Raw genomic sequence first — 24,991 nt, forward strand, 5'->3', positions numbered from 1 at the left:
GTCGGGTCGCGAGATCATCTTGCAATAAAGGAGATCGACCGTTTTCCAGATCAGTTCCAACCCTTGGTCCTTGATCAGGACGTCACGCTAGGGCAGTCTGAGCTTCAGATGGGTGGTGTCGTGAACGTCGATCAGCACAATGGTAGCGTAGCTGGTGTCGATGAACGCCTTTTTCTCGGCGTCGAGGACGACTGTTCGTTCCACGGAGGGGATCTGGTTCTGGGCCTGTGCGTCGCTCAGGCCGATGACTTCTCCGAAGAAATTGATCCACGTCTTCTCCGATCGCCAGTACTCTCCTTTAACGCGAGCGAGCTTGATGGTGACGCCATGCACCATCTCAGTTTCGATGGCAACGATGTTAGCAGCGAATGGCTGAAGGCTGTGATCAAGGAAGACTTTTGGGATAACGACAGTAGGGACGTCGTTGGGAAAGCCTTTGAGGGACGCAGTGAGGCCCGAATAGCGGACGCATCGTTCGATGATCTCACCAAGCCGACGCTTCTCCTGCTCCCTGGCAATCTTGCCGCCTGTAAATCCCTGGATCCGGATTGACAGTCCCTCTTGATGCGGGAAGCCACGCGTCAGCGTAGCGGTGGCGCCGCCTACGAAGGCTTCCTTAGGGATCTCCATCTCCCAATCATGGGAGCGCACAACGACATCATATTTTGCCAGAGAAAAGAAACCGAGCCCCGCAGCCCGTTCCGATTCTTCCGTCGCAGCGTCGTTATTGCTGCCACCGGCTGTAAGCAGGATATGGGCATTCTCTGCCGTCAGGCCGTGTCCGTCGTCGACGATGATCAGATCGCCATCGTCGACGCTGAACTGGATGTTGTTGGCTTTGGCGCGACGGGAGTTCTGGATCATCTCGTCAATGATGCAGTCGGTCGAGTGGCTGAAGAACTAATCCGCCCGGGTGATGAGCTTGCGGCCGAGGGTGGCTTCGATGTGGGTAGTGGTCAACGTGTTCATTGCAAATGCCTAAAAGGATGAGGAGTGCTAGCCAGCGAGACTGAGAAGAGAGGTGACGGCGTTGTCGTTACGATGCTCCTCGGCGGCCTTGAGCACATTCGCCACCGCAGGGAAGAGCTTGACTATATCCTGATAGGAAACGCAGTCGTTGAAGGCCTGAACGAAGGCTGGCACCTGGGCGAACTCGGCCATCACAGCGGGGGAGATCTCCTCGTCGATGACCTTGATATGATCTTTGAGGCTGCCCTGATACATCTCGACGCTGGGGGTTTCAGTCGTAAGCGCCCAGGACAGCGATGCCACCGGAAGGAACGAGGCGGCTCCGCCCTCCCCTTTCTGGATAACGTGGCGGAAGTTCAGAATCTCGCAGGCCATCGCCTGCTGACTCCTTGATCCTTCAGGCAACCGGAAGGTCAGAAAGTCAGGATGGGAGCAGTGATCAACCCAGACACCCCAAAGGCTGCGGTAGGTGTGTGAGATTTCGACGGTCCCGAGGAGGCGTGCGGCTTGCGCTCCGAGATCGATCTCGGAAGTAGACAGGGCAAGCCCGGCTGCAGTGAACTCGCCGAACGATTTGTATCGACCGGAGGCGATGGTGCCGATCTGGTAGGCACAATGAACGATGTCGTTGAGAAGTCGAGAACGACGCTCGTACAGGGGTTTGCAGGAACTGGTATTGATCAAGGTAACCGCGTGCGATAGCGCGCGGGTCCGATGCCCGTTCCTGAGCTTGAAGTCATGTGTCATGGAATCCTCCGGTCGACTTGGCGCCGGTAAGAGTGGGATGCGGTTCCATCAACCATGCGTCGAGCCCGCGCCGTCAGCGTCTCTTCTTTTGGGGATTGAGAAATCCGACTGGCAAACCTTGAGCCGCCAAAGCAAAAAGGCTGGCCCGAATTCAATCGGAGCCAGCCTCGAAACTTAGAATGCAAACGCCCTGACAGAGTTTGCGTGCGGAGCTTGCTCTGTCAGGGCGCTTTTGTCAGGTGCCGGTTGCAACACCTTCGTCGGCATAATACCGCAAGGGGGCAATCGGTTCAATCCAGCGCGTGAATTGATGACGATGCTGTGAAGGGATCGTGAAGATCGTGAGTCCGCTCGCTGCGCTACGCGCTCATCTGATCGCGACTGTCATCGACTAGGAACCCGCGCACCTGCTCAAAATTATTAGACCGGCTGTCGATCCAAGCCTGCAGGTGTTCGGAGTAGACCCCAAGCGAAGGACCCCCCTCGTCGAAGAACGCGGAGACGTAAGCAGCCGCAGCTGACTGCTGCGATGCAACGACAATAAACATTGAATAGTGGCCCCCAGCCCAAATCTTCCAAACGTTCACGTCCCTATTCGTGCCGTTGAGCGTCTCCAATCGGAGCGCTCAATCTTTTGGTCATTTGTTAACGAATAGGTGATGTGTTCGGTCGCTGCATTAGTTCTTTTAGCGTCTCTGCTGCCTTGGCAACACGAAGGGTAATGATGCCACGCTCAATAGATTTCCCATTCTCGTCCTTCGTGCCATTGAAGAAGCTGTCGCGGCCCGCCTTCGACATTTTAAGAACAGCGCGTGCCTCACACTCGCGCTGCCACTCTTCAGACCATCTGCTGACTGGCCTTCCTGTGATTTCCGAAATGGCAGTGGTGTCGCAGGAATAGGTCATATCTATCAGATAATTGAGATTGAATAAGGCTGATCGTAAACGGCGGGCATATTAGGCGTCAGTCGGGCTCCGTCCGGTTGCGTGCGGCAGATTCCCGAGCATTGGCGTCAGATTCATTTCTTGGAGCACTTTGTAGACCGAGCGTGGGTTGCATTCGTCCTTGCGAGCGACGCACTCGTCATAGGTACGGATGTAGTCGTTGCAGGGTGCGAGTCTCTCCTGTACGGGTTGCTCCGAACATGCAAGGTAGGCTTGTTGTACGAGGGCAGCGACATAAACGGATTCTCGTGCGAACTGTGCGGGCGCCTCCGTGATGTTCTGATGCACAAGAATAAGCGAGGCTGGTCCTCCAAGAATGGCGAGAGCGATAAGGCCGTGGCGGATCTTCTGCATGCGTCTAACTCGAACCGTTTTGGTTAAGGAGACGTTAACCGGGATCTCCTTCCCTCGGCGTGTACGAAACAGCATCGAGGCGCTTCAACCCCCTTACGAAGGAAAGCTGATGACAGACCACTCTCACGACGACGAGCAAGCCAAAAGCAAATCGGAAGCCAGCACGCCTCAACTGGACCGGCTAGAGAAGCTCGCGAATGCAGCGGCAACGGCCAGTCAGGAAAAGCACTGGCGGGCGCGCAAGAGCGGGATGCAGTTGGACGAGCAATCATCGGAGGTCCGTGATCTCAGTCAGGATGCAGAGGCCAGAGCGCAGGCCGAGGACGCCTTGAAGCGGATGATGGCCAAGCCGCAGAGCGGACGGCGGCGCTGACAGGAATTGTGGCACTAGAGAGTTAAGGAACTGTTAGGGGTCCTCTCGTCATGGTTCCGTTCCTTTGCGCCTGCCGGTAACGAGGTGGCGCCCCAATGGAGAATACAATGACTGAAGCCAAAGCAGCCAAGAAGCCGAACCCGGCCCTGATGAAACCCTTGAAGCCGTCGCCGGAACTGGCTGCAGTGGTTGGCTCCGCTCCCCTTCCCCGTACGGAGGTGGTGAGCAAGGTGTGGGAATACATCAAGGCGAACAACCTGCAGAACCCTGCCAACAAGCGCGAGATCCTGGCCGATAGCAAGCTCCAGGCCGTGTTCGGGGGCAAGGACAAGGTGAGCATGTTCGAGATGAACAAGCACTTTGCGAACCACCTCTCCTGAGCACCGCAATTGAGACCGGCGAAACGGCGGGGTGTCGTGGCTGTCCACGAATTGTTAAGCTTAGCCGTTTCATAATGATCGGGTCGGGCGCGTTGCGTATCAGCCCGATCAGTCTCCCATTGCCCCCATGTGCGGAGCTTGCCCTGGCCGAGGGTGGCTCTGTCGCAAACCCTTTGTTTCAGAGTTTCAGCTACTGCTCCTTCGGTTCAGGGATGGAGGGTAGCGTGTTCAAGGGCAGGCATTTTGATCGATCGGTGATCCTGCTCTGCGTCCGATGGTATCTCGCTTACAGCCTCAGTCTGCGCGATCTTGAGGAGATGATGGCCGAGCGCGGCATCTCCGTCGACCACGCGACGGTGCATCGCTGGATCATCCGATACTCTCCCGAACTGCTCGAACGCTTCAATCGCCGGAAGCGATCCGTCAGCTGGAAATGGCATGTTGATGAGACAGACATCAAAGTCCGCGGGCGGTGGACGTATCTCTACCGCGCCATCGACAGCAATGGTGACACAGTCGAGTTCTGGTTCAGCGAGCGGCGCGATCTGGCTGCTGCCAATCGGTTCCTGAGCAACGCCCTCAAGCGTCATGGCCGGCCTGAGCGGGTCGTGATCGACGGGAGCCAGACCAATCGTGAAGCGATCCTGTCCTGCGATACGACAAGTCGGCTCCAGGATCGGTCGAGACGCAAGCTGAAACCCATCAGGATCCGTCAGAGTACCTACTTGAATAATCGTATTGAGCAGGATCATCGGGCCATCAAGCGGCGGGTTCGCTCGATGATGGGGTTTTAAGTCCATGAGTAGCGCTCGCGCGATCCTGGGCGGCATCGAAATGGTACATATGATGCGAAAGGGACAGGCAAAATACGCCTGCGCTTAGCAACCTTCGCTCGCCGAGCAGTTCGAGCGGCTCGCCGCACAAGCGAATACAAACCGCTTTAGGATCTTTCTATTTCGACTCGGAAATTGCGACAGAGCCTTATCTGAACGTCGGGCGTGCACCACGCGAATTAAAACGACTCAAACTGAGATACCTCGCCAGGACCTGGTTACTGTGAGCCACAAGGATTCGCAAATCGCCCCTCCTTGGCCGAGGGGAACGACTTCGCCACATCATCATTGTGTGCATGAAGGCTGCTTCATGGGGCCTTCAGGACTAGGAGGCCTCCTCATCTACCCGGCAACGGCGGATGAGGAGGCCTTTCGGTACCAGTCTACTCACACGTTCAGTTGCGCTCACTAAAGGGACTGATGATGTCTGACATTCCCGAGCCTGATCTTCCGTCTCCACATACACCCGACATACAGGATCAGACGCCCTTGTCGGATGTGCCGCCAATGCCGCCGGCTGAGGTCGAGGAGACCAACGAGCCAGCAGAGGGCGACGCGCCGGATACGGATGATCGCGAAGGCGAACCGCCAACGATCCCGCTTGACGTTCCCTTTATCCGCCCACCTGGAACCCAGTAGGTTCGTACCGCCTTCTATCGGGGCTTCTGCTCCCGAAGCGATATACCCGCCGGAACCTTCAGCTCGCCCTCGTCGCCATCAAGGTCGATGAACCGGCCATTCCTTGGGATGACCAGCCCCTCACCGATCCTTGGGAGCTTGGACAATGCTGTGCACGCGATAGCAGATGTGTGCCCACCCGATATTTCGGTTCCCGACAAACGGCCAGATGTGGTGTCCCTCGAAAGCTGACCTTTGATCCGGATGTTCTGATCGGGGAAAGTCCAGGTAAAGCTTCGGCCATTCTGTTTCCAACGTCCCGGCCATTGACCGGGCTTCGTCCGGGACGCGTCGAAGATATAGGGGCTCACCTCACCGTTCTCGTGCTCCCCTCCCCCCACGCCACCGCCCGGATAAAAGGTGATGACAAGCTGGGATCCATCAGAAGCTCGGGTGCATTGCCAGAGGGAGCCTGCAAGGCTCATGCCGTCGGCAAGGGCGGCTGAGGACGCCACCACAATCCCGATCGTGGCGAGCAGGAAGCGTTTCACGGGATCGACTCCGGTCAGGGCTGGGAAACCACCGTAGTCCGTACTTCCTTACTTTTTTAGGTCAAGCCGCCGGATTGGATCGGTCGGAATTGCCGCCGCTGGATTCGAGGATGCACACGAAGGCGAAGATGCTGATCACAGCTACCAATTCCGCCGTGGGCAGGAGCCAGGACGGAGCACTCGCCCGCAGCGGTCCGATTACTGCCAGCGAGAGGAGGAAAGCAACCACTGCGCTCCACATGAACATGCGAGACCTCCCTTTAGAACGCGGTGCAGCCGTAGCTGAAGGAAGATGAACAGCCAATGACAGGCTCATGTCATGGCAAGGAGGATTTAGGCGCCCTATAGCTCGGCCTTGGTTGCGTGATCTGCCAACAGCGCATCAAAGGGCTCAGGTCTGTGGATAGCGTAGCCCTGTGCGAAAGTGAGCCCCATAGACGAGACCAGTTCGAAGGTCGCCTGATCCTTGACGAATTCAGCAACCGTCTGAGCTCCAAGTTCTTGGGCGATCTGGTGGATCGACCTGACGATGTATCGATCCACCGCGTTCGTCGTCATGTTGAGAACGAAGCTCCCGTCGATCTTGACGATGTCGACGGGAAACTGGCGCAGGTAATTGAACGAGCTCAGACCGACGCCGAAATCATCCAGTGCAATCTGGCATCCCATCTCTCTCAGCCCGCCAACGGTCGTGGCTGCGACAGCCATATTGCTGATCACAGCCGTTTCTGTGATCTCGAATGCGAGGATTTCCGGCGCGACACCGGAATTCTCAAGGACCTCCCGCACGTAAGCTACGAACGAAGCATCGCCAATTGAAGCGGCCGACAGATTGAGGTGGATCCGGGTCAGGCGATTGAGGTCCCCTGCCCGTCCGACAACGCTCAGAGCTTCCTGTACTACCCAGCGGTCGATGTCCCTGATGAGGTCATACCGTTCTGCGGCCGGGATAAACACGGATGGCGGGATAATGGCCCCGTCCCGGTCCACCATCCGCACCAGGATCTCATACCGATCTTGGGCCAGATCGGCGCATGCAACGATCCTTTGAGCAAAGAGCAGGAACCGTCCCTCTTCAAGGGCCAGTCTGATCCCCGCGGCCACACCGATCTCGCGGTGACGATCGACAGCTTCGCTCTGCTCGGGCCGGTAAATACTGACCCGGTTCCGCCCTGCCATTTTGGCCGTCAGGCAGGCAACATCCGCCTGAGCCAGGACCGCACTCGTGGAAGGGGTACTGGGCGTAATCTCAGCCACCCCGATACTAGCCCCGACGCTATAGCTGCGATCGCCCCATGGGAACTGGATAGCACTGGCCGCGGCATTGACCTCCTCAAGGATTGCTCTCGCGTCGTCGAGCGAGCACCCTAGCAGGATAATGCCAAACTCATCCCCGCCGAGGCGTCCGATGACATCGGCTTCGCGCAGATATCCGGGCAATGCCCCTGCGACGCCCCGCAACAGGGCATCGCCCGCTGCATGTCCGGCGGAGTCGTTGATGAACTTCAGGCGGTCGAGGTCGACAAACGCCAGGGCATGCTTGATGCCTGTGTTACGGCTTTCCGCCAGCGCCTCTTCGAGCCTCTGCTCGAAGGCGGATCGGTTCAGGAGGCCGGTCAGCTCGTCATGGGTGGCGCTGTACCTGAGCCGCTCCTCAGCTTCACGCCGGGCCGTGATGTCTTGATATTGGACAATCATGTAGGCAGGCCGGCCTATCTCATCGCGCAGGAGAGAGGCAGACCTGAAGACCCAAACTTCCGTACCATCCTTGCGCTTCAAACGTTGTTCGCTTTCAATGACGTCGATCTCTCCTCGCAGGAGAGGGCCATCGTTGGGTAGATCGTCACCCGGGACAGTCAGGTCGGTGACTGTCTTCGACAGCATTTCCTTCTCAGAGAATCCGAACAGCCCGCAGAAGGCTGGATTGACCTTGAACACGGTTCCGTCGAGTTGCAGGAGCGCCGTTCCAATCCCCGCTCCCTTCATGGCGCCACGGAAGAGCGCTTCGTTGTGCAAGGCTTCCTGATGTGCGGCTCGCCTCCGGCGGAGTTCCCGCCGCAGGCTGAGAGCTAGAGCCATCATGGCTCCGGTCAGCATCAGCACAATGGCGCCAATCGTCAGAGCCCGACTCTGCCAGACGCCGTAGACGTCATCGAGTGAGCGTCCTACGTTAAGTATTATCGGGAACTCCCCGATCTGGGTGAATGTGTAGAGCCGCGGGACGCCATCGAGGGGCGAAGAACTGGCCTCAAACGATCCTGAACGGTGCTCTGGATAGTAACGATAGATCTCGGCCTTGCTGACATCGATACCAAGTTGCTTCTCGTTGAATGGCTCCCGCACAAGCAGCTTCTTGTCAGCTCGCATCAGCGACATGGAGCCGTTCGAGCCCAGGTCCATCTTACGGAACAGGTCGGTAAAGTAGTCCAAGCTCAAGCTGACATACGCGATCCCGGCAAAACGACCATCCGGATGGGAGAGCCGGCGACTGAACACGAGGCCCCATCCAAGGCCAACCGAGCTCTTGATGGGCAGTGAAACATAGAACCCTACGTCTGCACTATCCCGGTGGACGGTGAAATACTGGTTCTTTGCGACATTGATGATCTCCGGGCTCATAAAACGGGAGTGGTGCTTTATCCTCCCTTTTTCATCGGCTACCGCGATGGCTGCAAAGTACTGCGCTGTGGCAACCTGGTCGAACAGCAGCTGGCGCTGAAGCTCCGACCCCAGCTGAGAAAAGTCAGGCTGGCTGACGCGGCCGATGATCCTCTGGATCGTCAGATCGATGATCTCGATATTACGAGAGATGTCCCGACTAACCGAGGCAACAAGATTGCTTGACGACGCCTTGGCCTGGTCATGAGCGTTCCCCCTCGCATCGTAAATAAGGGCCACGCAGAGCAGATTGAAAACCGCAGCCAAGACCACAACGTTCAAGACGGGGTTGCGAGCAATCAGTTTTTCAGGCTGGGAAAGAGAGATCACGAGGCAGTTTCTTAGGCAGGACTTCAACGATACTTGTGCACCACAGACCGCAATCCGGCCTGACCGAAATAAGCCAGATAAATTTCTCGAGATCCATTCGACAAAGGAAATTGATGACCGTTCTGCTTACTGGATGCACAAAATCCTGTTGAACAACTCTTATAAGATGCCCCAGGCCCGGTAGCGGGTACGGCCGGTAAGCTATCGCGGCAGGGCTCCGCCGGACAGTTGACTGCTCCACACTCGGGAATTAGGGGTCTGATTGTCAGAACAAGGAGATTTATGCGCAGCGACTTCAGCACAAAACGACCCTGAGGGGTAAACGGCCGTCTGGCCGAGTGGTGAAACGTGCGCATACGCGCTTAACTGACGGAATCTCAACATGAGTCTTGATCTCCAGATCCGGCCCTACACGCCGGAAGATAAATCGCGTTTGCTCTCGATTTGGCGAGCAGCATCGGAAATCGGCCATCCATTCTTCAGCAACGACCAGCTCAATGAACAGCAGAAGGTCGTCGGAGAGGTATACTTGCCTCAAGCGGAGACTTTTGTCGCGGAACACGATGACGCGCCCGTTGGCTTCATTGGCATGCTCGGTCACTTCATCGGTGGCCTGTTCGTGGCGCCTGAGGCACACGGGCAAGGAATTGGCCGCGCCCTGGTCACCTATGTTCTCGAGCGCAACCGGGCCCTCGAACTGGATGTCTACGCACTGAATGAGACTGCAATCGGCTTCTATCGCCGGCTTGGGTTCGTTGAAGTTGAGCGCAGGTCAACCGACGACAACAACCAACCGTTTGAAGTGATCAGACTCCGCATTGACACTGAATGAGATTAGTCGAGGCCGCCTTCACAGGCGCCTCGACCCAAGCCGTAGACTCATCCATCTGCAACCCAGTAAGAGGCTATAGCCCCGGGCATGCATTGTCGGCCAGACACTATCGCGGAAGAGCGGAACCTCGGCCGTGAGGCTACGTTCCCATTGGGGGTATCAGGAGCTCACATGCAGATGTTTGATCTAAATAAATTTGCGCAAGCGGGATTGGTCGCCCTGCTGCTCGCCGGGTCAACTCTGGTGAGTCCAGTGTCTGCTGTAGCCGCAGACCTCCCTCCATATTTCGCGGATCAAGAAGCGGTTCTGGAGCCCCCACCGATCCGGCGTCGGCTTGCGGTCGAGGAGACATATATCGCCCCACCGATCGAGCACAGGGTGATTGAACGCAGAGTAATCGAGCGCCGCTATCTTGAGGGTTATGAAGGGCCCGCTCTGGTGCCGCAGCAGCCTTTGCCGATTGTGTCTGTGGATGAGAGCGAAGGCTATGAGGGTCCTGCCCTGGTCCCTCCCCAGAATGTCCCGATCGTTTCTGTGCAGCCGGTCGTGCCTCCACCCATCTATCGGCAGAGAGCTCTAGACATCCCTTCGCCAGTTGAGGAATGCAGCGTTGTCGTGACAAAGCGGGTCGATCCTTATGGTGCTGTCACCACGCGCAAAACAAAGATCTGCGACTAACCTAGGATCTCCCGAATGTGACCTCTCCCCACTAACCGCGCTGCATCACGTCCCAACCTCCATCTCCTTCATAGAAAGATCGGACGGCCTTGGTTTGTCAGGGGCATAACCGCCCCTCAGACAATACCCCAAGCTCGGTAGCGTGTACGGCCGGTCAACTCGCGTGGGAGCGCGCCACCCAGTTGCGCCATCATTAGATCGACCGCCTTGGGCGTGACCTTCAGCATCTTCGCACCAAGGGGCACCGTCACGAGCGGACGGGACAGGAACAGGTTCACCAGCTCCGGCAGCTTCGAGTTCGAACGGGTTTTGGCGGTCACCCGACCCATCAGCTCACGAGCCAGGATCAATCGCTCCAAATCCTTGTTGGCGATATCGAGGGCTTCCTCGATCACGCCGCAGAAGCCCTCGAGTTTGTCCTTCGCCCCTTCCCTGCCCTGCGGACGGAACTTGGATTTTTTGAAGCCTGCTGCCAATGGCAGGAGATGGTCCGTGAGCCCTTTGGCACGGAGGATCGCTGCGGCCATGGTCAGCCCGAGCCACGGCAAGCGGGTGTACAGGTTGAGATCCAACCATCCATTCCAGGCCACCGCCGCGGCCGCAATCGCCGGCCAGTGCGACGTCCGCTTCACGAGGTCGAGCCACAGGTCTTCATGTTCGGCTTCGTCCTGGTCAGGATCATAGAGCAAGTGCGACCGGCTCTTTGGGAGAGGCGTCTCTCCGGCAAGAACTTTGTTGGTTCGATCAAGCAGGGCATCGATCTCGGCGAAATGAGCTTTCAACGGATCGGCGTCGTTGGCGAAAGCTGGGTAGGATTCTTCATCGGTTGGGTCAGGCCGTTTGCCCTTCTTCGCGGGGAGGTCTGGGGAAAGACCGCCGACACCTCTAAGGGCAGCGAGGCCATCGATCGAGAGTGGCCACGGAGCTTTACGGGCCATCGCGATGCGTCGCGCCCGAAGCGCTGCGGCGGCCCGAGTGAGTTCATGGGTGGGGCTTCTCACATCCATCCCCGCATCGTGCAGCACCAGGTCGCCGACATCGACCAGGTGACCATCAAGCAGCAGGGCGCGAACTGCTTCGGTCATGTCGCAGCGGGATTGCCACCCCGCAGACAAGCCGGACGCCTCCAAGCGCGCATCGAACCGAAGAATGGAGATCGTGAGCAGCTCCATCCGGCCAACGATTTCCTCCCACGGCAGGTCTGGGATCGAGAGTGCCTCTGCCTGACCGGTTCCGAACTCGAAATATCTCACTGATAGGTGCCCCCTAGCAGTTCGGGGATATTCCCCGCCTAGGATAAGTTATTGATGTGGTTATGAGTGAGTGGCATACGAGAAGCAATATGGGGGTTTACTATCTTTTGACGGGAGCTCGTCACGTGGTGGCTTTGGGTATCGATAAATGGTGCTTTATCGGGAGTGTTGCCCGCCCCGCCAGAATGGCGGCATAGCGCTGCTGGTCCCCTCTTCGCAGGCTACCATGACAACCGTTTCTCCCCCTTAAATCCCATGGCAGCTGCGACCTACTCGTGGTCGTGCGCAAGCGCAGCACCCTTCACTTTATACTGCCGGGCGTCGAGTTCAGACCCGACGAGACTGCGTCAGAGGTTGTTGGCCAAGAGCTTTATGAAAAACTCGAGTTTGTCTTCCTGGCTCTTTTACAGCTTTTGCTGCCTGTGAGCCAAGTGATAATATCCTGGCGATCATGGTCGCAGCACACCTGCCCGCGCACTCTCCCAATAGCCTAGCGAGTTAGCAAACCTCTCTACAGATTCCACGATAGATTGGGTATGGCTCGTGATGGTCTGCGCGTAGGCTATCTTGATCTACAAGCCTCGTATTTGGTAGCCCCGTAGTTGTTTACGACGAAGCCCTGATTCCAGGGCCTCAGCAGCCCTATCTTCCGTTTGGTGAAATTCGACCCGCTGGCGGCTGCGCTGGCCGATCCGACCCCGTTCACGGACCAAGGTTGGATCACCAAAGAGCGATACATTCTGTGACGGATCAGAGCGTTCCAAGACAAATACATTGAGCTTTTCGGACATGAGCCCAGTGTCGTGATCTGGGGTACGCGGTCTAATGAAAAGCAGGAATCTTTCACAGGGTGACCGATTCACAATCCTGATGAAGCGTATCCAATGCGCTCTGTTCACAGCTGGTGGTGTCCGTCCAAGCATTAGGCCTACTCTCATAGGCTCAATCGACCTGAAGCCGCGAAAAGCAATGTATTGGATTGGCGTCATGCTGATTTTTTCCCATCCGAAGCAACCACGCGCAAAAGAGCCATGACCATGGGTCCGACCGAGAACTTACCCTCCCGCGCTCGTTCCGTGAGGTTTCGTAGGTAACCACCCGCGCTTACGATCATCTCGGATCGTTGAAGAATCGCGGCAATCACGACTGCAGCGTCTTCTTCGCCCATGACAGCACGGGCCTCCTCCCAGGCTGATGGGCTGATCCCCAAGGACCCTCTCACGACACCGGCCGCAGTGATGAGGTCGCGCCAGCTAGAAATCCCCTGCCCTCCCTTCGTGTACATCGCGATGTCCGGACAGGCCTGCAGAATGAGGCTCAGGGAAAAGGCCCGAATGGGAGGCTTCTTGGGTTCAGGTTCTGGCGCCGAAGTTTCTTCCAGCCTCTTCTGGAGGCCGTGTTCAGAATCTAAAAGAGGGTTTGAGTTTGAATTCTGATAGTGGCGCTCAGTATGAGACTCATTGGCGCTCATATTCTGAGGTTTAAGCTGAACTTTCAGCAGGTTGTCCACATCAGCCCAAAGGCTTCGCAGATCAACAGCAATAGCCTCCAGAACCGAGGCCCCCGCCGCCCGGGGCGGTGTCTCGTTCAGAGCTGCAAACCGCGCTCGAAGATCGTTCCAAGAACCCGGGAGATCCTCATCAAGAGCCATAGCGATTGTCTTCCCAATGTCGCGCCTGAGGACGGTGATTTCCTCCCGCAGGAGGTAACGGGCTTTCCTCTCAGCTCGGGCTCGTTCGGCCAGGCTCTCGAACTCCGCGGCTCGAGCGACAAGAGGTGAAAGGTCGAAGCCGAAAGCCTGCTCGATTGTGCCCCCCTCCCCTTTTCGGGCGTAGCGTTTGCCGTTGGGACTGTCGCGACGGATCAACAGGCCCGCTTGCACAAGAGCTGCCAGATGGCGCCGCAGGGTCGCCGGCGACATCCCGTTCGCCCGGAAAGTCAGGGCCTTGTTGGACGGGAAGACAATCAGGTCCGCCCCGAGCTGCAGCGTTGTATCCTGGTGGAAGGTCAGAAGCGCGTTGAGCACGCTTAGGGCTCTGTCTGAGATGCCGAGTGAGATCTTGGCCTCCCGAAGGTTGTCGAAAACCTTCCACTTTTCAGCAATGGCGTCTTTCGGTCCGGCCTCTGAGACCGCTCGTGCGGCGGCCGTAGCCAGCGATAGGGGTCGCCGACCGAAGGGGGTAGTCGATTGATGTACCGTCATGGCATTGACCCTTTTCAGGCCATGCGTGTCCGTTCTCATAAGCGAAGACGCTCATGAGGTGAGGCAAAGCTCAGGTGTTCAGAGAAATTGGCGTTTCCCCGTTGACACTAGATTCGGTGTGTGGGACGTTGAAGTTGTTCTCGGACTTCATTGTCCCACTGATTTCCACGGCCTCCGGAGTTGGCGCTTCGGGGGCCGTTGCTTTTCCTACATCGTCACGCCTTGGCGCTTCTCCTCTGTTTGGTTTCCCGTACGACCTGATCGTCCGGCCCATCGCTGCGCGCGAGAATCGGCCGATAGGACGTCATCCATGCCTCCACAGAGTTGTCGTGGAGGCAAGAATCATTAAATTTTTGAATTTCCTCAGGAACTCCGGGCCAGGAACTCGAGAATTTCCGCTCACCCACATTAGGGCCGCATCCGCTCAGCAACTGGGAGAGATCCCAAGTTGCCGATTTGCTCGCAGAGTGGCGCATGCATTCGCTCAGTCGAACGTAAACCCGACTTGCGATCGCCTTCCCATTCAGAGAGCTTCTCGCATTCCTGCTATTAGCCCCTATGATGTGCGCTGGGTAAGCCCAGCTCTTGAACGATGCTGCGAGCACCGCACCCTCCTTGTGAGGGCAAAGCAAGAGCGTTCACCGGAATCCGATGTTCATTGACTACGGACTATCGGGATGGCATAAAGATTGTCGCTAAACGATCTTAGCTGCCGACCCTCGGTCGCTCCAAGGGCCTCAGAGTTACCAGCTCTGGGGCCCTTTGCTTTGCGTGGTTAAAACACTCTCTTCGTGGCGTCTCCGGAAAAGACCATACGAATTGCGGCAGACATTGCTGCCTGCCGCGACGGATAAAGCCCACGCTCGACAGCTTCGTCGATTGCGGACGTAATAGACTGGTCCACCCAAACGGTAGCCTCCTTTAACCCTTGAGCTCGTCGGGCTTCCCGATGGCGCTGTATGCGTTCACGGTTCGTTGGGTCGGCCATGGATTGCTCCATTTCTTGTAACGACTCAACGCTGCCCGATTCTGCTTCGACGTTGGAGTCAAAATGCAAGAGTGAATCAGAATCACGTTGGAAAACTCCAGGGGCTATTTCCCGGCGCGCCTAAAACTGCACGGCATTGAGGCCCTCTCCGGCTAAAGCTTCGTGCGAAATGCGCTATAAAGCTCGTCCAGTTGCTGTGCGACGAAATCCGCAAAACCAGGGTCAGCCTTTGTATCGAAGAGGATCTCAACTCCTCGACTAGAGCGTGTCACAGTCGCAGTGGCAGGCCCCCATTCGCTTCTCCACGTCTTCCGCTGAACCTTCTCGGACTTTGGCGGAAGTCCGGATGCTGCATTGAGCACGCGGATGAAGCGCTCGTCACTGTTGATTGAGGCAAAGCCATCCTCAGCAATAGCTTTCTCAACGCGCTTGGCCGCTGTTTTATCTTCAATGCACTTAGAGAGCTTGATCCACCGGTCTCTGCCTGCTTTCGGTGCTGGGCCGATCGCTTCGATGATAAGCTCTGGGACTCCTTTTGCGACGGAAATGAGTTTCGACAGTTCTGTCTTGTCGGTTGAAAGAGCCTGCATAATCACACTGCGATCAAAGCCCCGAGCTTCTATTCGCGCTGCAAAAAGCGCTCGTTCAATGTAACTGAGGTCTTGTCTCTCTGAATTCTCAACGCCCTGCGCGACGATCAGATCTTCGTCCGAGAGGTCGCGGACAAACGCTTTGACTTTACGACCTAGTGCAGCGACTGCCTTAAGCCGGCGGTGTCCGTACGCAATCTGATAGTAGCCGCTTCTTGACGGATGAGGGCGAACCAGGATCGGGACCTCTTGCCCCTTCTCCTCAATCGACTGCATTAGGCTGCCGATTTCGAGGTTCTCCAGAGAGCCCAAGCGATCGCGTATGATTGAGCCGTCAATAAGGGATGGGTCTAACTCCACGATTGTCAGCCCGGATGCCAGAGCCTTCTGAAGGGCTTTGGTTTCCTCTTCGATCTGCCCGAGGGCAAAACCCATCGACCGGACCGGGCCGGCGGGTACCCGATCTTGTCTAAGGTTCGGTGCTGTAGGCTTCGTAATCGTATCAGGGCTAACTTCAGTGACTGGTAATTTTATGTGTGATCTCTCAGGAGCGGGCGGAGCAGGTTCAAGTGCTGCTTTCTCTCCCGCTGATGGAATCGAGTATAGGTCCTTAATACGGTCGCGCCGGCTCATTATGCCCTCCCCCAAGCTTTGTGTACGAGGCTGAGAATTTCACGATTAACCGCATCAAGGCTCTCGATGGCTCGATCAAAAGTTGCCCTGGAGACGGCTCCACGCTCAAGCTCATAAAGGCTTTGCTTCGTTAGTCCCGCATCCGCAATTGCGGTCGACTTCCATACGCTCGCAGCGAGAACGTCATCGCCGAACAATCCGCGAAGTAGCGCGACGATCTGCGACTGCGGTCCGTCATGGGGCTCGTGCCGCGTGATGACATAGCGGACAAAATCGTGCTGCATGTTCCCGCCAGCACGGCGCAGAACAGCAAGCAGATCAGCGGCCATTAAGAGGAACTGTGACATCGAGGCGATATCGACCATCTGAGGGTGGATAGTGATGAGCAAGGAGGTCGCTGCCAGCAGCGCACCGAGCGTTAGGTAGCCAAGTTGTGGCGGGCAGTCGATTACGACGATGTCGTAGCGGTCCTCAATATCGCCAAGGGCGTCTGCGATTCGGCGATAGAAGTAACGCCCCTCCCCTCCCCCGCTATTAATCGCCTGCGGAGTCTCATGTTCGAACTCCATGAGTTCAAGGTTGCCGGGAACGAGATCAATCCCGTCGAAATACGTTGAACGGACGATTTCGGAGAGCGGGCGCCGTTCGTCGTCGTACCGAATGGCACCATAGAGCGTATCGTTTGGTTCAAGATCAAATTCGGGCTGGATCCCGAACATCGAGGTCAGAGACGCTTGAGGATCGAGGTCGACAGCTAGAACGCGATACCCCTGCAACGCGAGATACTGGGCCAAGTACAGCGTAGTTGTTGTTTTAGCAGATCCACCTTTGAAGTTTGTGACTGCAATTGCTTGCAGCTTTTCTCCTGACCGTCGGTGAGGAAGATAAAGATGGGCGTCCTTTGGCTTCGCCTCAGCCAGGTAGCGGCGAAGCTCATTAATCTGCTGGAGGGTATAGGACCTGCGGCCGCTCGGTGTGGTCTCGGGCTTGGGTCCGGCACCTTCTAGGGAGAGTTGGCGAAGGTAGCTATCACTTACACCAATCAGCTTTGCCGCCTCCCCAGAAGTGAAGGTCCGGAGTTCCTTTGTTGCTTCAGGCGGAAACAGCCGTTCACGGAGTTGCAGGAGTTGATTGGATAACAGTTTCGCATGAGCAGAGATTCTGTCGTCCGTCGTAAAAAGCTCTTCAAGACGAGTTGCCTGCGCTGTCACAGTAGGATCTCCTAAAACGGTTCAGCTTGCTCTTTTGGACTAAAACCGTTTTAGGCCGCAATATCTTTCTAGCAGGTTAATAACGATTAACCTAAGCCTGTTGCTGTGCTGCACATGAACCGCTTTCACAGATCGAAATAGGATGCTGCCGCTAACAGCGTCCAATTTAGGAGCGGCCAACCTTATCCTTCTCCTTCCACGTCCAAGGGGAATGCATTCACCAGGTCCTCGTGGACGGTTAGATGGGGATCTCTCCATAGTTCGGTGTTGGCGGCGGGTCGATTGTTTCCTTTAATTGTCGTCGAGCGTATGGAGAGTTGGCGGCCGCCAACTTGTTGGACATTGCAACTCTCCAGGGTGTCTTGATGAGAACTAGAGGTCATAGAACATAACTCACGGTCATCAGACTACACAGTGTGCTTCTGAAAGGTGGCTTAGCAGCGTGCGGCACTAGACGTTTCTTTGACGCCACTTGACTACCAACCTAGGATGTCACCGGTGTGGGAGTAGCACTGAAATGCCATCACCAAGCTAGTCCCGCAGCTCATTCTCAAGGCCCCAGGCTGAGCAACCAATGTGTCCGCAGCCAACTTGCTCGAGAGCTGGCACCCTACTCCGCATATGATGCCACCTCGCCCCTGCAGTCATACCCCTTTCCTTGGCTCGCTCAATGATGAACCTTCGGCGCTTTGAAATAATCTAGCCGCCTTTAGGTTCGAACACTTATCCGGTCTAGGATCTCTATGATTGCTTTAGGCGCCTCTGCCTGCACCGCATAAGATTACACTTGCCCGCTGCTCGCTTAGGAGTTGAGAGCCCTCGACCGGCGGATACTCTGAAGGAAAGAGTGGTCGATCTGGGTATTAGATACTGACCATACGATGCGGTTCTGCACCAGATTGAGTTGACGCCTGCCATCAGGCAGTTAATCGTTGCAAGGTTGCAGCCCAGCACGAGGAAGTCTGTCTCGCCCCGGCGCTTCACCTCTGGCGGCCTGGTAGTTATCAGACAGTCTCTTTTTGGCGCCTTCGTTGCTTCTCACGAGTAAATCAGTTGGCACCTAGACGGGGCTGGGAGTTGAGAACCCATCCTGGAGTCCAGCGTCTGAAGAGCCGCTCGACCCGTGGCAAGGAGGATCATTTTCAGCGCTCCATCAACGTCATGCAGGGCGTCAGATCGACATGAGCACAGATCTACCTAGAACAGCTTTGGTATGTCGGGTGAGGACTGAGCACTTTTCGACTATGACGCTGCGATTGTAACGCGGTCAGGAGATCAGATGGCGTTGCGGAGGTCACCCCACCTGAGGGCATCCATAGAACACCTGGGTTCTGCGTACGATTTAGTTTGCCATCACGACTCTGTTGTTCCCCGAAAAGATCGAAGTATAGGAGCCGCGATTCACTTGGACGTGGATCATGAGATTCTGCGTCGGCCTTCAGCTGGCAGGCTTCCCAGAAGATTGAGTGAAACCAGGTACATTCATCAGCCGGGACAAAGACGTGGACCTGGTTCATATTCGAGAGAGATACGCTGCGCTGCGGTATTGACACAACCTGCGTAGTTACCAAAGAGCGACAGCAACCGGTGAATTTTGATATGGCAGCGGTGGTACAAAATTGTCAGAGGTTGCTGCGGTGAAACGGGAGTTGTCACGGACCACCCGTTTTCGCGCCGCGTAGAAGTTGGCGGCCGCCAACCGCCCATTAGATCGGAAGAGAAATAAACGGCTCAGGCCTAACCAAGCGTCCTGCGTTGCACGATACCTAGTTGGCAGAGCGGTTAGCTCATACTTGGTCGGGGGGATGCCATCTCGTAGTAAAAGACGGCTGCTCACTCTTTGAAAGAAGTTCACGAATTAAGTTTTGGCTATCTAAGTCATAGGGAAAGGCCAGACCTAGGCCGCACACTCGAATAGTCGCCCCGAGCCGCCTTTGAATCACTCGGTAGTCCGCCGATTATCAGCACATGACACTCAGAGAAGCTGCTTCAGGGGCGTTCTGCAAGAGTTGGCGGCCGCCAACTCCACCGACGTCAGCTTCCGGATCTGCTCGCTGCTTCTACAAGACTTCTCTCCATGAGCGCACGCCAAAGCTCACGGAGCGGCGGTGGAGCTGGCGCTCCGCATGACTGCTGACGTGTCACCAGCTAAATGGTGAAAGCATCTTCGGCACACCCCGAAGTGCTATGGCATTGTTCTCGCTGCTTGATGTTTGGAACTCCAATTTTTCGACATGACGCTTCGGAGCAGGGGAGGAGCCAAGCCTTTCTTAGCGAACGAGCAAGGTTGGCGCAGAAAACGAACCACTCACAATCGGCGCCTCCGCTATCGCATCATGTTAGACCCTCCCTCGGATCAAGACGTTGGCTTGCACTACTTCTTAGAGTGCTGGACCTCTCCGTGGAGAGACGCCGGCAGAACCAACCCTGCTTCGCGAGCCCGGTCGAGCTGTTTCTTCACGGATGAGGCCGACCAGGTGAGGCCGCCCCGCGGCGTACGCTCCCGCATGCGCTCAAGTTGCGCTCCAATCTCTCGGAGCGAGAGGCCTGAGTCTGCCATAGCAATGCCCGCGATCAGTATCATGAGCCGGTCTTCTGGGTTCTTGCGTGGGGCAGGCCTGAGGAGGACAGAGTCTGCCATATGCTGCGACACCAGCTTGCCCACGGCACGCCGCAGGCGGGCCACAGTCCACGATTGCCCACTGTTCGCCAGCACGCGGACTACATCCTCCCAGGGCTGATGTGGCCGCATACGACGCACCGTTGGCATCCATCGATCCGCGCCAGCGATCAACTCGTTGAGATAGACCTTCTCCCGAGCAAGGGTGATCTTCCGGATGGCGTCTGGCCGGCGCTCGCGCATCCCTGGATTCCCTGGCTTCCGGCCTCTGGCTTTAGCTGCCTTGATCCCCGCCCGCGTACGTTCTGAGATAAGCGACCGCTCGAGTTGGGCCACCGCGCCAAGCACATGCAATGAAAATATTCCTTGCGGCGTCGAGGTATCGATAGGATCGCGCAAGGAACGGAAGTGAGCCTTCTTGGCTTCAAGCGTTTCGATCACCTCCAAGAGGTGGCTCACCGAGCGCGCAAGACGGTCGAGGCGGACAACGACAAGGACCTCGCCCGGCTTGATATCGCGGACAATCCGCGCCAGTACCGGCCGGGCGCGGCTTGCGCCGGAGCCATGTTCCTGATGGATCTCAGCACACCCGGCCGCGCGTAACTCGTCGAGCTGCGCATCGTGCGCCTGATCCTCCGTCGATATGCGGGCATAGCCAATGAGCCGATTTTTCGAGAGGGGAGGGGCCATCAATCGGATTCCGAAGCCTGTTGCAGCCACTTGTACACTTTCGTTCACTGCGAGCAACTGATCGTTTGAAGACGTCTTTTAGGCAATTCTGTTAACCAGAGGGAGAGAGGAGGGCTTTCCTAAGCTCTTCGAAACTGGCTTAAAACAAGGACTTCTCGAGCCATTTTGCGGCTTCGTTGGATCCTGAACCGTCCGCGGACGCGCCGTCGATAGCACAACACTCGACTGTTGCGCATGCTGCTTTGCAGAGAGCCGAATGGCTCCGTCTCCCATCGTATTCAACCCTGACTTTACTTCTCTTGGCTAACCAATAGTATGCTGCATCAATGGCTTAGTCTGAAGACGCAAGCTCGGCTTTCGCAAGCAGGGCAGGGATGTTCGGTGAAGAGCAACTGACGCCCCGTACTTCTGCCATGTCGGATCTGCTGAGGGAGACCGTCGTGGCTCTCATAGAGACAGTCACGATTGTCATCCGGTGCTTCGATGCAAGGCTGGAGACGTCTGGCTTGGCCGCCAGTGCCAGTCAGCCTCACAAGATCATTTGGTCTCGCGACAGAGCGAGTGCATGGCTCCTTTGGCGCCAAACTCATGAACGTGGAAACAATCCTAGTCCCGGCCATGTTCGGCAACCGCATCTCCACCCTAGTACGCCACCCTGCTGGCCCTACATAGCTGCCCTGGGCTGGCTCTGGCCCGCACCTCACATAGAGTTCTCAATGTCATTCCAGGACACTGCGCGAACGGGTGGGCGAACATCCTCGTTGGCGCCATTCCGGCATCGCATCTTTCTGGCTGTCTGGATTGCCAGCCTCGCCTCTAACTTCGGCGGACTGATCCAGTCGGTGGGAGCGGCCTGGCTAATGACCTCCATCGGTGCATCGGCTGATCTCATTGCCCTAGTGCAAGCCTCAACGACGCTGCCGATCATGCTGTTCTCGCTCATGGCCGGTGCCATCGCCGACAACTTCGACAGGCGCAAGCTCATGCTCACCTCGCAGCTCTTCCTGCTGGCGGTGTCGGTCGCCTTGACCTTATGCACCTATGTCGGAGTGTTGACACCTTGGCTCCTGCTGGCCTTCACCTTCCTGGTCGGCTGCGGCACCGCCTTCAATGGCCCCGCCTGGCAGTCGCTGGTAGGCGAGATGGTCCCCCGCAGCGATTTGCCAGCAGCGATCGCTCTCAACAGCATGGGCTTCAACATCGCTCGCAGCGTCGGCCCTGCGCTCGGCGGCATCATCGTCGCAACGATCGGTGCCTTCGCAGCCTTTGCGGTCAATGCGTTCAGCTATATTGGGCTGATTGCCGTTCTGGCCCGCTGGCAGCCTGCCAAGCCACCTAGAGTGTTGCCACCCGAGACCCTCGGGGCCGCTATGGCGGCCGGGATCCGGTATGTTGCCATGTCTCCCAATCTCAGCGTGGTACTCCTGCGAGGTGCGATGTTCGGCGTCGCGGCTATCGCAGTGCAGGCCCTGATGCCGCTCATTGCCCGAGATCTGATCAAAGGAGGGCCACTCACTTATGGCCTCCTCCTTGGTGCCTTCGGCATCGGAGCGGTTGGTGGGGCTCTTCTCAGCACTCGTCTGAGGCAGGCCCTGTCGCTTGAGGCTCTCGTGCGTATTGCCTTCCTCAGCTTTGCCTTGTGCGCAACTGTTGGGGGACTAAGCCCCTTCGCGTTTCTGACAATCATTGCGATGGCTCTGGGTGGGGCGAGTTGGGTGCTCGCGCTCTCGAGCTTCAACGCCACCGTGCAGCTGTCCTCGCCGCGTTGGGTAGTCGGCCGCGCTCTCGCGCTCTACCAGATGGCGACCTTCGGCGGCATGGCCTTCGGCAGCTGGATTTGGGGTGTGGCGGCCGAGCACTACGGAACGGGGGATGCTCTTCTGATCGCGGCGGTGGTGCTGGTTACTGGAGCCGCCGTCGGTCTGTGGCTGCCTTTGCCCGAGTTGAAGACACTCAACCTCGATCCCTTGGACCGGTGGAGAGAGCCTGATCTTGCTGTCGACATTCTACCGCGCAGCGGCCCCATCGTGATCACGATCGAGTACCGGATCCGAGAGGAGAATGTGGTGGCCTTCCTCGCCGTGATGGCCGAGCGACAGCGGATCCGGCGGCGGGACGGCGCTCGCCATTGGACCCTGCTGCGGGATCTGGAGAACTCTGAGATCTGGGTCGAGCGATACCATAACCCGACCTGGCTGGACTACGTGCGGCACAACCAGCGCATCACGCAGGCAGACGCTACCGTGGGCGAGCGGCTCAGGGAATTGCATCAGGGGCCGGACAAGCCGCGGGTGCGACGCATGATCGAGCGCCAGACCGGTGGGCTAACCCCGGAACCTGGAGCTCAGACCCATGATTTGGCCGAGCCCCTGACGGATCCGACCCGGTCATCCTAGGATCATGTGACTGCACCTGCGAGCTGCCTAGCCGGAGTGAGTTTTCAATCGTATCCGTGGATGACCACTCTTGGCTAATGCGAGTACGAGGCACAGGCCGGACATGGGCTAAGACGTGTGGTTGCAAAGTGACGCAAGAACGCAGTTCGGCATGCAAGTGGTGTCAGGTATGCTGACCAGCACTGGTTGAGAGGACCGACACCTTAGGGAGTTGCGCCATGCCGAACTGACCGTGAGCTGGGACGAGGATGGGCCTGTGTTAAAGACGGCAGAAGTGGAGAGCCTGACATCCGATCGGTGCTGGAGTGCTCCGATTGGGCAGCTGACGGACGACGAGCGGCAGAGGATACCTTTTTCAGTAATCCACGTTAGGTTCCAGAACCTGATGAAGGCGACCCCTTCCTAAGGGCATAGAGTTGCTGAGAGAGGCTCTGACTTTTAATCAGAGGGTCCTGGGTTCGAGTCCCAGCGCGCTCACCATATTTCTCAATGACTTACCGGCGCATTGAGATCGGATCAGAAGGTTTGCACAATCCGCCGTGCGCACCCCGTGCGCACTAATGGGTGCTTTTTTACTCGTCCTCTCACGGCGAAAACAGGGGTTCGAGTCCCCTAGGGAGCGCCAAAGGTTTCAAGGGCTTAGCTGGCAAGCCCAGCAGGTCTGAGCATATTTCTCCAAAATCTCTCCAAAAGAGCTATGCATCCGAGACCCACGCTGCAGAGCCCGAATTTGCTCGGCGCGCGGTGGTCAACGCTTCGTGTTCAGGCCGTGAGTGATCGTCACGCGATCGAGCTTTGGCTCCGGCCGAGCTTCTGCGCCGCTCTCTAGACAGCTATTCAGCACCATGATCTCTCGGTGCTAGATTCAGGCCATGGCGAGCCTATCGCGAGCCGCATTGCAGGCCAGGGCGTGCAGTTCGATCTCATGCGCTAAGACTAAATGGCGTCTGAAACCGGCCGCTCGGGGCATGCAGCTCGGGCATTCTCCCGGCTCTCCCGCACTTCGGCGGTGAAGCATCAACGCCATGCAGTGGCGCAAGGCATTTCCGGGTTCATAGTCCAGTCTGTGGTTTGCCTCGGGTCCCGCGATTTCCTCTCATCAGGGTCACGGAGCGTTTCAGGATCGCTTGGCGCTCCTCCTGCGCCTCAAGGAAAAAGTCGAGGACGAGGGAGGAGCGTGGACTGTTGGCTGGGTAAAAGACGCCGAAATTGAAAGTCACTTCCGGCAGGAAAGGTCGGACTGCCAGCCCTTGCTCGGCAAAGGTCTCAGCCGTGAAGGGATCGGCAATAGTCACACCTAAACCTTCTTTGACGAGCTGACAGGCAATGGCGGTAATTGGCGTCTCGACTTGCACTTGATAGGCAACGTCAGCATCGCTGAGCACCCTTTCCAGAGACCGCTGGACGAGGCTGTTAGGGCCATAGCCAATGAACGAGGCCCCTGCAAGATCCCGGGCCTCCACATACGGCTTCTGGGCGAGGGGGCTTGTCTTCGGCAGCACGCAGACGCCAGCGGCGCGGTCAAAGACCTCTACGTCCAGCCCTGGCCTCTCGAAGGGCAGCATCGCAAAACCAATGTCGAACTGCTGGCTCGTCATGGAAGCAGCGATGGTTTCGGACCGTTGAACCTGCAGGGAAGCCATGACACCCGGGCGGCGTTTCAGGAATCGCGACAGGACGCGTGGCAGAAAGGTCTGGGCGAGAGCTGGCATGCTTACGATGCGCAAGTGGCCGATCCGCTGCTCCTTAATCTGCGATGCGCGGTGGATGATTTTGTCGAGGCCGTGAAACGAGCGCTCCACCTCCTGGTAAAGCAGTTGGCCCTCGGCGGTCGGTACTGTGTGCCCATCAATGCGCGCGAAGAGTGAAAACCCAACATCGTCTTGCAGCTGCTTGATGAGACGGCTGATGGCGGGCTGCGACGTTCTCAGGAGACGTGCCGCTTTGGTGAACCCACCGGTCAGAATGACAGCCTGGAAGGCTTGGAGATGGCGGTGGCTGATGTGCATCGGACCAGATCTTAATGCCCAAACATGATGATGCAGAAGTCATCATCTGCCCAAATCGGATGCGGACAAATGACTGCACGGTGTGCGATGGTCATATCAGATCTGTATAATGGGATAATCAATTATGCAA

At 57.2% G+C, this 24,991-nt stretch carries 20 protein-coding genes and 1 tRNA gene; 7 read left to right on the plus strand and 14 right to left on the minus strand.

All coding sequences use genetic code 11. The features are described from left to right. Window positions 1–87: 87 nt before the first annotated feature. The 4 genes from BLP10_RS16465 to BLP10_RS23405 form a co-directional block, all read right to left on the minus strand. On the minus strand, window positions 88–864 hold the full coding sequence (locus BLP10_RS16465; protein ID WP_091137009.1) for an ATP-binding protein: 777 nt from the start codon (window positions 862–864) through the stop codon (window positions 88–90). Window positions 865–996: 132 nt separating this feature from the next. Further along, window positions 997–1,716, minus strand: a complete 720-nt coding sequence (locus BLP10_RS16470) for a hypothetical protein (protein WP_091137011.1) — start codon at window positions 1,714–1,716, stop codon at window positions 997–999. A 645-nt stretch (window positions 1,717–2,361) separates the two neighbouring features. After that, window positions 2,362–2,622, minus strand: a complete 261-nt coding sequence (locus BLP10_RS24095; protein WP_091137016.1) for a DUF7696 family protein — start codon at window positions 2,620–2,622, stop codon at window positions 2,362–2,364. A gap of 51 nt (window positions 2,623–2,673) precedes the next feature. Further along, the gene (locus BLP10_RS23405; protein ID WP_139165520.1) at window positions 2,674–3,015 is read right to left on the minus strand and encodes a hypothetical protein; all 342 of its coding nucleotides are present in this window, start codon (window positions 3,013–3,015) and stop codon (window positions 2,674–2,676) included. 109 nt (window positions 3,016–3,124) lie between these two features. Between BLP10_RS23405 and BLP10_RS16490 the strand changes: the two genes are divergently transcribed. The 3 genes from BLP10_RS16490 to BLP10_RS16500 all read left to right on the plus strand — a co-directional run bounded on the left by BLP10_RS16490 (window position 3,125) and on the right by BLP10_RS16500 (window position 4,650). Further along, on the plus strand, window positions 3,125–3,388 hold the full coding sequence (locus BLP10_RS16490) for a hypothetical protein (protein WP_091137020.1): 264 nt from the start codon (window positions 3,125–3,127) through the stop codon (window positions 3,386–3,388). 107 nt (window positions 3,389–3,495) lie between these two features. After that, complete coding sequence (locus tag BLP10_RS16495) at window positions 3,496–3,768, plus strand: SWIB/MDM2 domain-containing protein (protein ID WP_244510609.1); 273 nt, start codon at window positions 3,496–3,498, stop codon at window positions 3,766–3,768. A gap of 224 nt (window positions 3,769–3,992) precedes the next feature. Beyond that, window positions 3,993–4,650 (plus strand): IS6 family transposase gene (locus BLP10_RS16500; protein ID WP_091137261.1). Its coding sequence is split into 2 segments (ribosomal slippage): window positions 3,993–4,553 and window positions 4,555–4,650, totalling 657 coding nucleotides; the frame shifts between segments, so codons are not numbered across the junction. Window positions 4,651–5,254: 604 nt separating this feature from the next. Here the strand turns inward: BLP10_RS16500 and BLP10_RS16505 are convergent. The 3 genes from BLP10_RS16505 to BLP10_RS16515 form a co-directional block, all read right to left on the minus strand. Continuing rightward, the gene (locus BLP10_RS16505; RefSeq protein WP_091137025.1) at window positions 5,255–5,770 is read right to left on the minus strand and encodes a hypothetical protein; all 516 of its coding nucleotides are present in this window, start codon (window positions 5,768–5,770) and stop codon (window positions 5,255–5,257) included. A gap of 61 nt (window positions 5,771–5,831) precedes the next feature. Continuing rightward, window positions 5,832–6,017: a hypothetical protein gene (locus BLP10_RS16510; RefSeq protein WP_091137028.1), complete on the minus strand. Its 186-nt coding sequence runs from the start codon at window positions 6,015–6,017 to the stop codon at window positions 5,832–5,834. 95 nt (window positions 6,018–6,112) lie between these two features. Then, entirely contained in the window at window positions 6,113–8,758 is a 2,646-nt protein-coding gene (locus tag BLP10_RS16515; protein ID WP_091137031.1) for an EAL domain-containing protein, read from the minus strand. A 382-nt stretch (window positions 8,759–9,140) separates the two neighbouring features. Between BLP10_RS16515 and BLP10_RS16520 the strand changes: the two genes are divergently transcribed. After that, the gene (locus tag BLP10_RS16520) at window positions 9,141–9,590 is read left to right on the plus strand and encodes a GNAT family N-acetyltransferase (protein WP_091137033.1); all 450 of its coding nucleotides are present in this window, start codon (window positions 9,141–9,143) and stop codon (window positions 9,588–9,590) included. A 171-nt stretch (window positions 9,591–9,761) separates the two neighbouring features. Beyond that, a complete protein-coding gene (locus BLP10_RS16525; RefSeq protein WP_244510610.1) occupies window positions 9,762–10,268 on the plus strand; it encodes a hypothetical protein in 507 nt (168 codons plus the stop codon). 116 nt (window positions 10,269–10,384) lie between these two features. Here the strand turns inward: BLP10_RS16525 and BLP10_RS16530 are convergent, their stop codons facing one another. The 6 genes from BLP10_RS16530 to BLP10_RS16555 form a co-directional block, all read right to left on the minus strand. Further along, window positions 10,385–11,521: an RHE_PE00001 family protein gene (locus BLP10_RS16530; protein WP_244510612.1), complete on the minus strand. Its 1,137-nt coding sequence runs from the start codon at window positions 11,519–11,521 to the stop codon at window positions 10,385–10,387. A 985-nt stretch (window positions 11,522–12,506) separates the two neighbouring features. Next, window positions 12,507–13,763: a plasmid replication protein RepC gene (repC, locus tag BLP10_RS16535; protein WP_244510614.1), complete on the minus strand. Its 1,257-nt coding sequence runs from the start codon at window positions 13,761–13,763 to the stop codon at window positions 12,507–12,509. Between the two features lie 736 nt (window positions 13,764–14,499). Further along, a complete protein-coding gene (locus BLP10_RS23885) occupies window positions 14,500–14,724 on the minus strand; it encodes an antitoxin MazE-like protein (RefSeq protein WP_342026203.1) in 225 nt (74 codons plus the stop codon). Window positions 14,725–14,864: 140 nt separating this feature from the next. Beyond that, window positions 14,865–15,935, minus strand: coding sequence for a plasmid partitioning protein RepB (gene repB / locus BLP10_RS16545; RefSeq protein ID WP_091137035.1), 1,071 nt, complete (start codon window positions 15,933–15,935; stop codon window positions 14,865–14,867). Further along, the gene (gene repA, locus BLP10_RS16550) at window positions 15,935–17,146 is read right to left on the minus strand and encodes a plasmid partitioning protein RepA (protein WP_091137038.1); all 1,212 of its coding nucleotides are present in this window, start codon (window positions 17,144–17,146) and stop codon (window positions 15,935–15,937) included. Before repA ends, repB begins: the two co-directional genes overlap by 1 nt. A 2,374-nt stretch (window positions 17,147–19,520) precedes the next feature. Continuing rightward, a complete protein-coding gene (locus tag BLP10_RS16555) occupies window positions 19,521–20,456 on the minus strand; it encodes a recombinase family protein (RefSeq protein WP_091137040.1) in 936 nt (311 codons plus the stop codon). A 716-nt stretch (window positions 20,457–21,172) separates the two neighbouring features. Between BLP10_RS16555 and BLP10_RS16560 the strand changes: the two genes are divergently transcribed. Both BLP10_RS16560 and BLP10_RS23225 read left to right on the plus strand, forming a co-directional pair. Then, window positions 21,173–22,852, plus strand: coding sequence for an MFS transporter (locus BLP10_RS16560; protein ID WP_091137042.1), 1,680 nt, complete (start codon window positions 21,173–21,175; stop codon window positions 22,850–22,852). A 406-nt stretch (window positions 22,853–23,258) separates the two neighbouring features. Then, window positions 23,259–23,332, plus strand: a tRNA-Lys gene (locus BLP10_RS23225). A 572-nt stretch (window positions 23,333–23,904) separates the two neighbouring features. Here BLP10_RS23225 and BLP10_RS16570 read toward each other — a convergent pair. Then, window positions 23,905–24,861 (minus strand): LysR substrate-binding domain-containing protein, encoded by a 957-nt coding sequence (locus BLP10_RS16570; protein ID WP_091137047.1) that lies wholly within the window; start codon window positions 24,859–24,861, stop codon window positions 23,905–23,907. Window positions 24,862–24,991: the final 130 nt, after the last annotated feature.

The organism is Microvirga guangxiensis (assembly GCF_900102135.1).
Classification (GTDB): Bacteria; Pseudomonadota; Alphaproteobacteria; order Rhizobiales; family Beijerinckiaceae; genus Microvirga; species Microvirga guangxiensis.

What these genes read in the sequence shown, in the direction of transcription:
- BLP10_RS24095 (WP_091137016.1), bottom strand. Translation starts at nt 2,622, where the DNA reads ATGACCTATTCCTGCGACACCACTGCCATTTCGGAAATCACAGGAAGG.
- BLP10_RS16470 (WP_091137011.1), bottom strand. Translation starts at nt 1,716, where the DNA reads ATGACACATGACTTCAAGCTCAGGAACGGGCATCGGACCCGCGCGCTA.
- BLP10_RS16495 (WP_244510609.1), top strand. Translation starts at nt 3,496, where the DNA reads ATGACTGAAGCCAAAGCAGCCAAGAAGCCGAACCCGGCCCTGATGAAA.
- BLP10_RS16525 (WP_244510610.1), top strand. Translation starts at nt 9,762, where the DNA reads ATGCAGATGTTTGATCTAAATAAATTTGCGCAAGCGGGATTGGTCGCC.
- BLP10_RS16490 (WP_091137020.1), top strand. Translation starts at nt 3,125, where the DNA reads ATGACAGACCACTCTCACGACGACGAGCAAGCCAAAAGCAAATCGGAA.
- BLP10_RS16560 (WP_091137042.1), top strand. Translation starts at nt 21,173, where the DNA reads ATGTCATTCCAGGACACTGCGCGAACGGGTGGGCGAACATCCTCGTTG.
- BLP10_RS16555 (WP_091137040.1), bottom strand. Translation starts at nt 20,456, where the DNA reads ATGGCCCCTCCCCTCTCGAAAAATCGGCTCATTGGCTATGCCCGCATA.
- repB (WP_091137035.1), bottom strand. Translation starts at nt 15,935, where the DNA reads ATGAGCCGGCGCGACCGTATTAAGGACCTATACTCGATTCCATCAGCG.
- BLP10_RS23885 (WP_342026203.1), bottom strand. Translation starts at nt 14,724, where the DNA reads ATGGAGCAATCCATGGCCGACCCAACGAACCGTGAACGCATACAGCGC.
- BLP10_RS16520 (WP_091137033.1), top strand. Translation starts at nt 9,141, where the DNA reads ATGAGTCTTGATCTCCAGATCCGGCCCTACACGCCGGAAGATAAATCG.
- repC (WP_244510614.1), bottom strand. Translation starts at nt 13,763, where the DNA reads ATGAGAACGGACACGCATGGCCTGAAAAGGGTCAATGCCATGACGGTA.
- BLP10_RS23405 (WP_139165520.1), bottom strand. Translation starts at nt 3,015, where the DNA reads ATGCAGAAGATCCGCCACGGCCTTATCGCTCTCGCCATTCTTGGAGGA.
- BLP10_RS16465 (WP_091137009.1), bottom strand. Translation starts at nt 864, where the DNA reads ATGATCCAGAACTCCCGTCGCGCCAAAGCCAACAACATCCAGTTCAGC.
- BLP10_RS16570 (WP_091137047.1), bottom strand. Translation starts at nt 24,861, where the DNA reads ATGCACATCAGCCACCGCCATCTCCAAGCCTTCCAGGCTGTCATTCTG.
- BLP10_RS16510 (WP_091137028.1), bottom strand. Translation starts at nt 6,017, where the DNA reads ATGTTCATGTGGAGCGCAGTGGTTGCTTTCCTCCTCTCGCTGGCAGTA.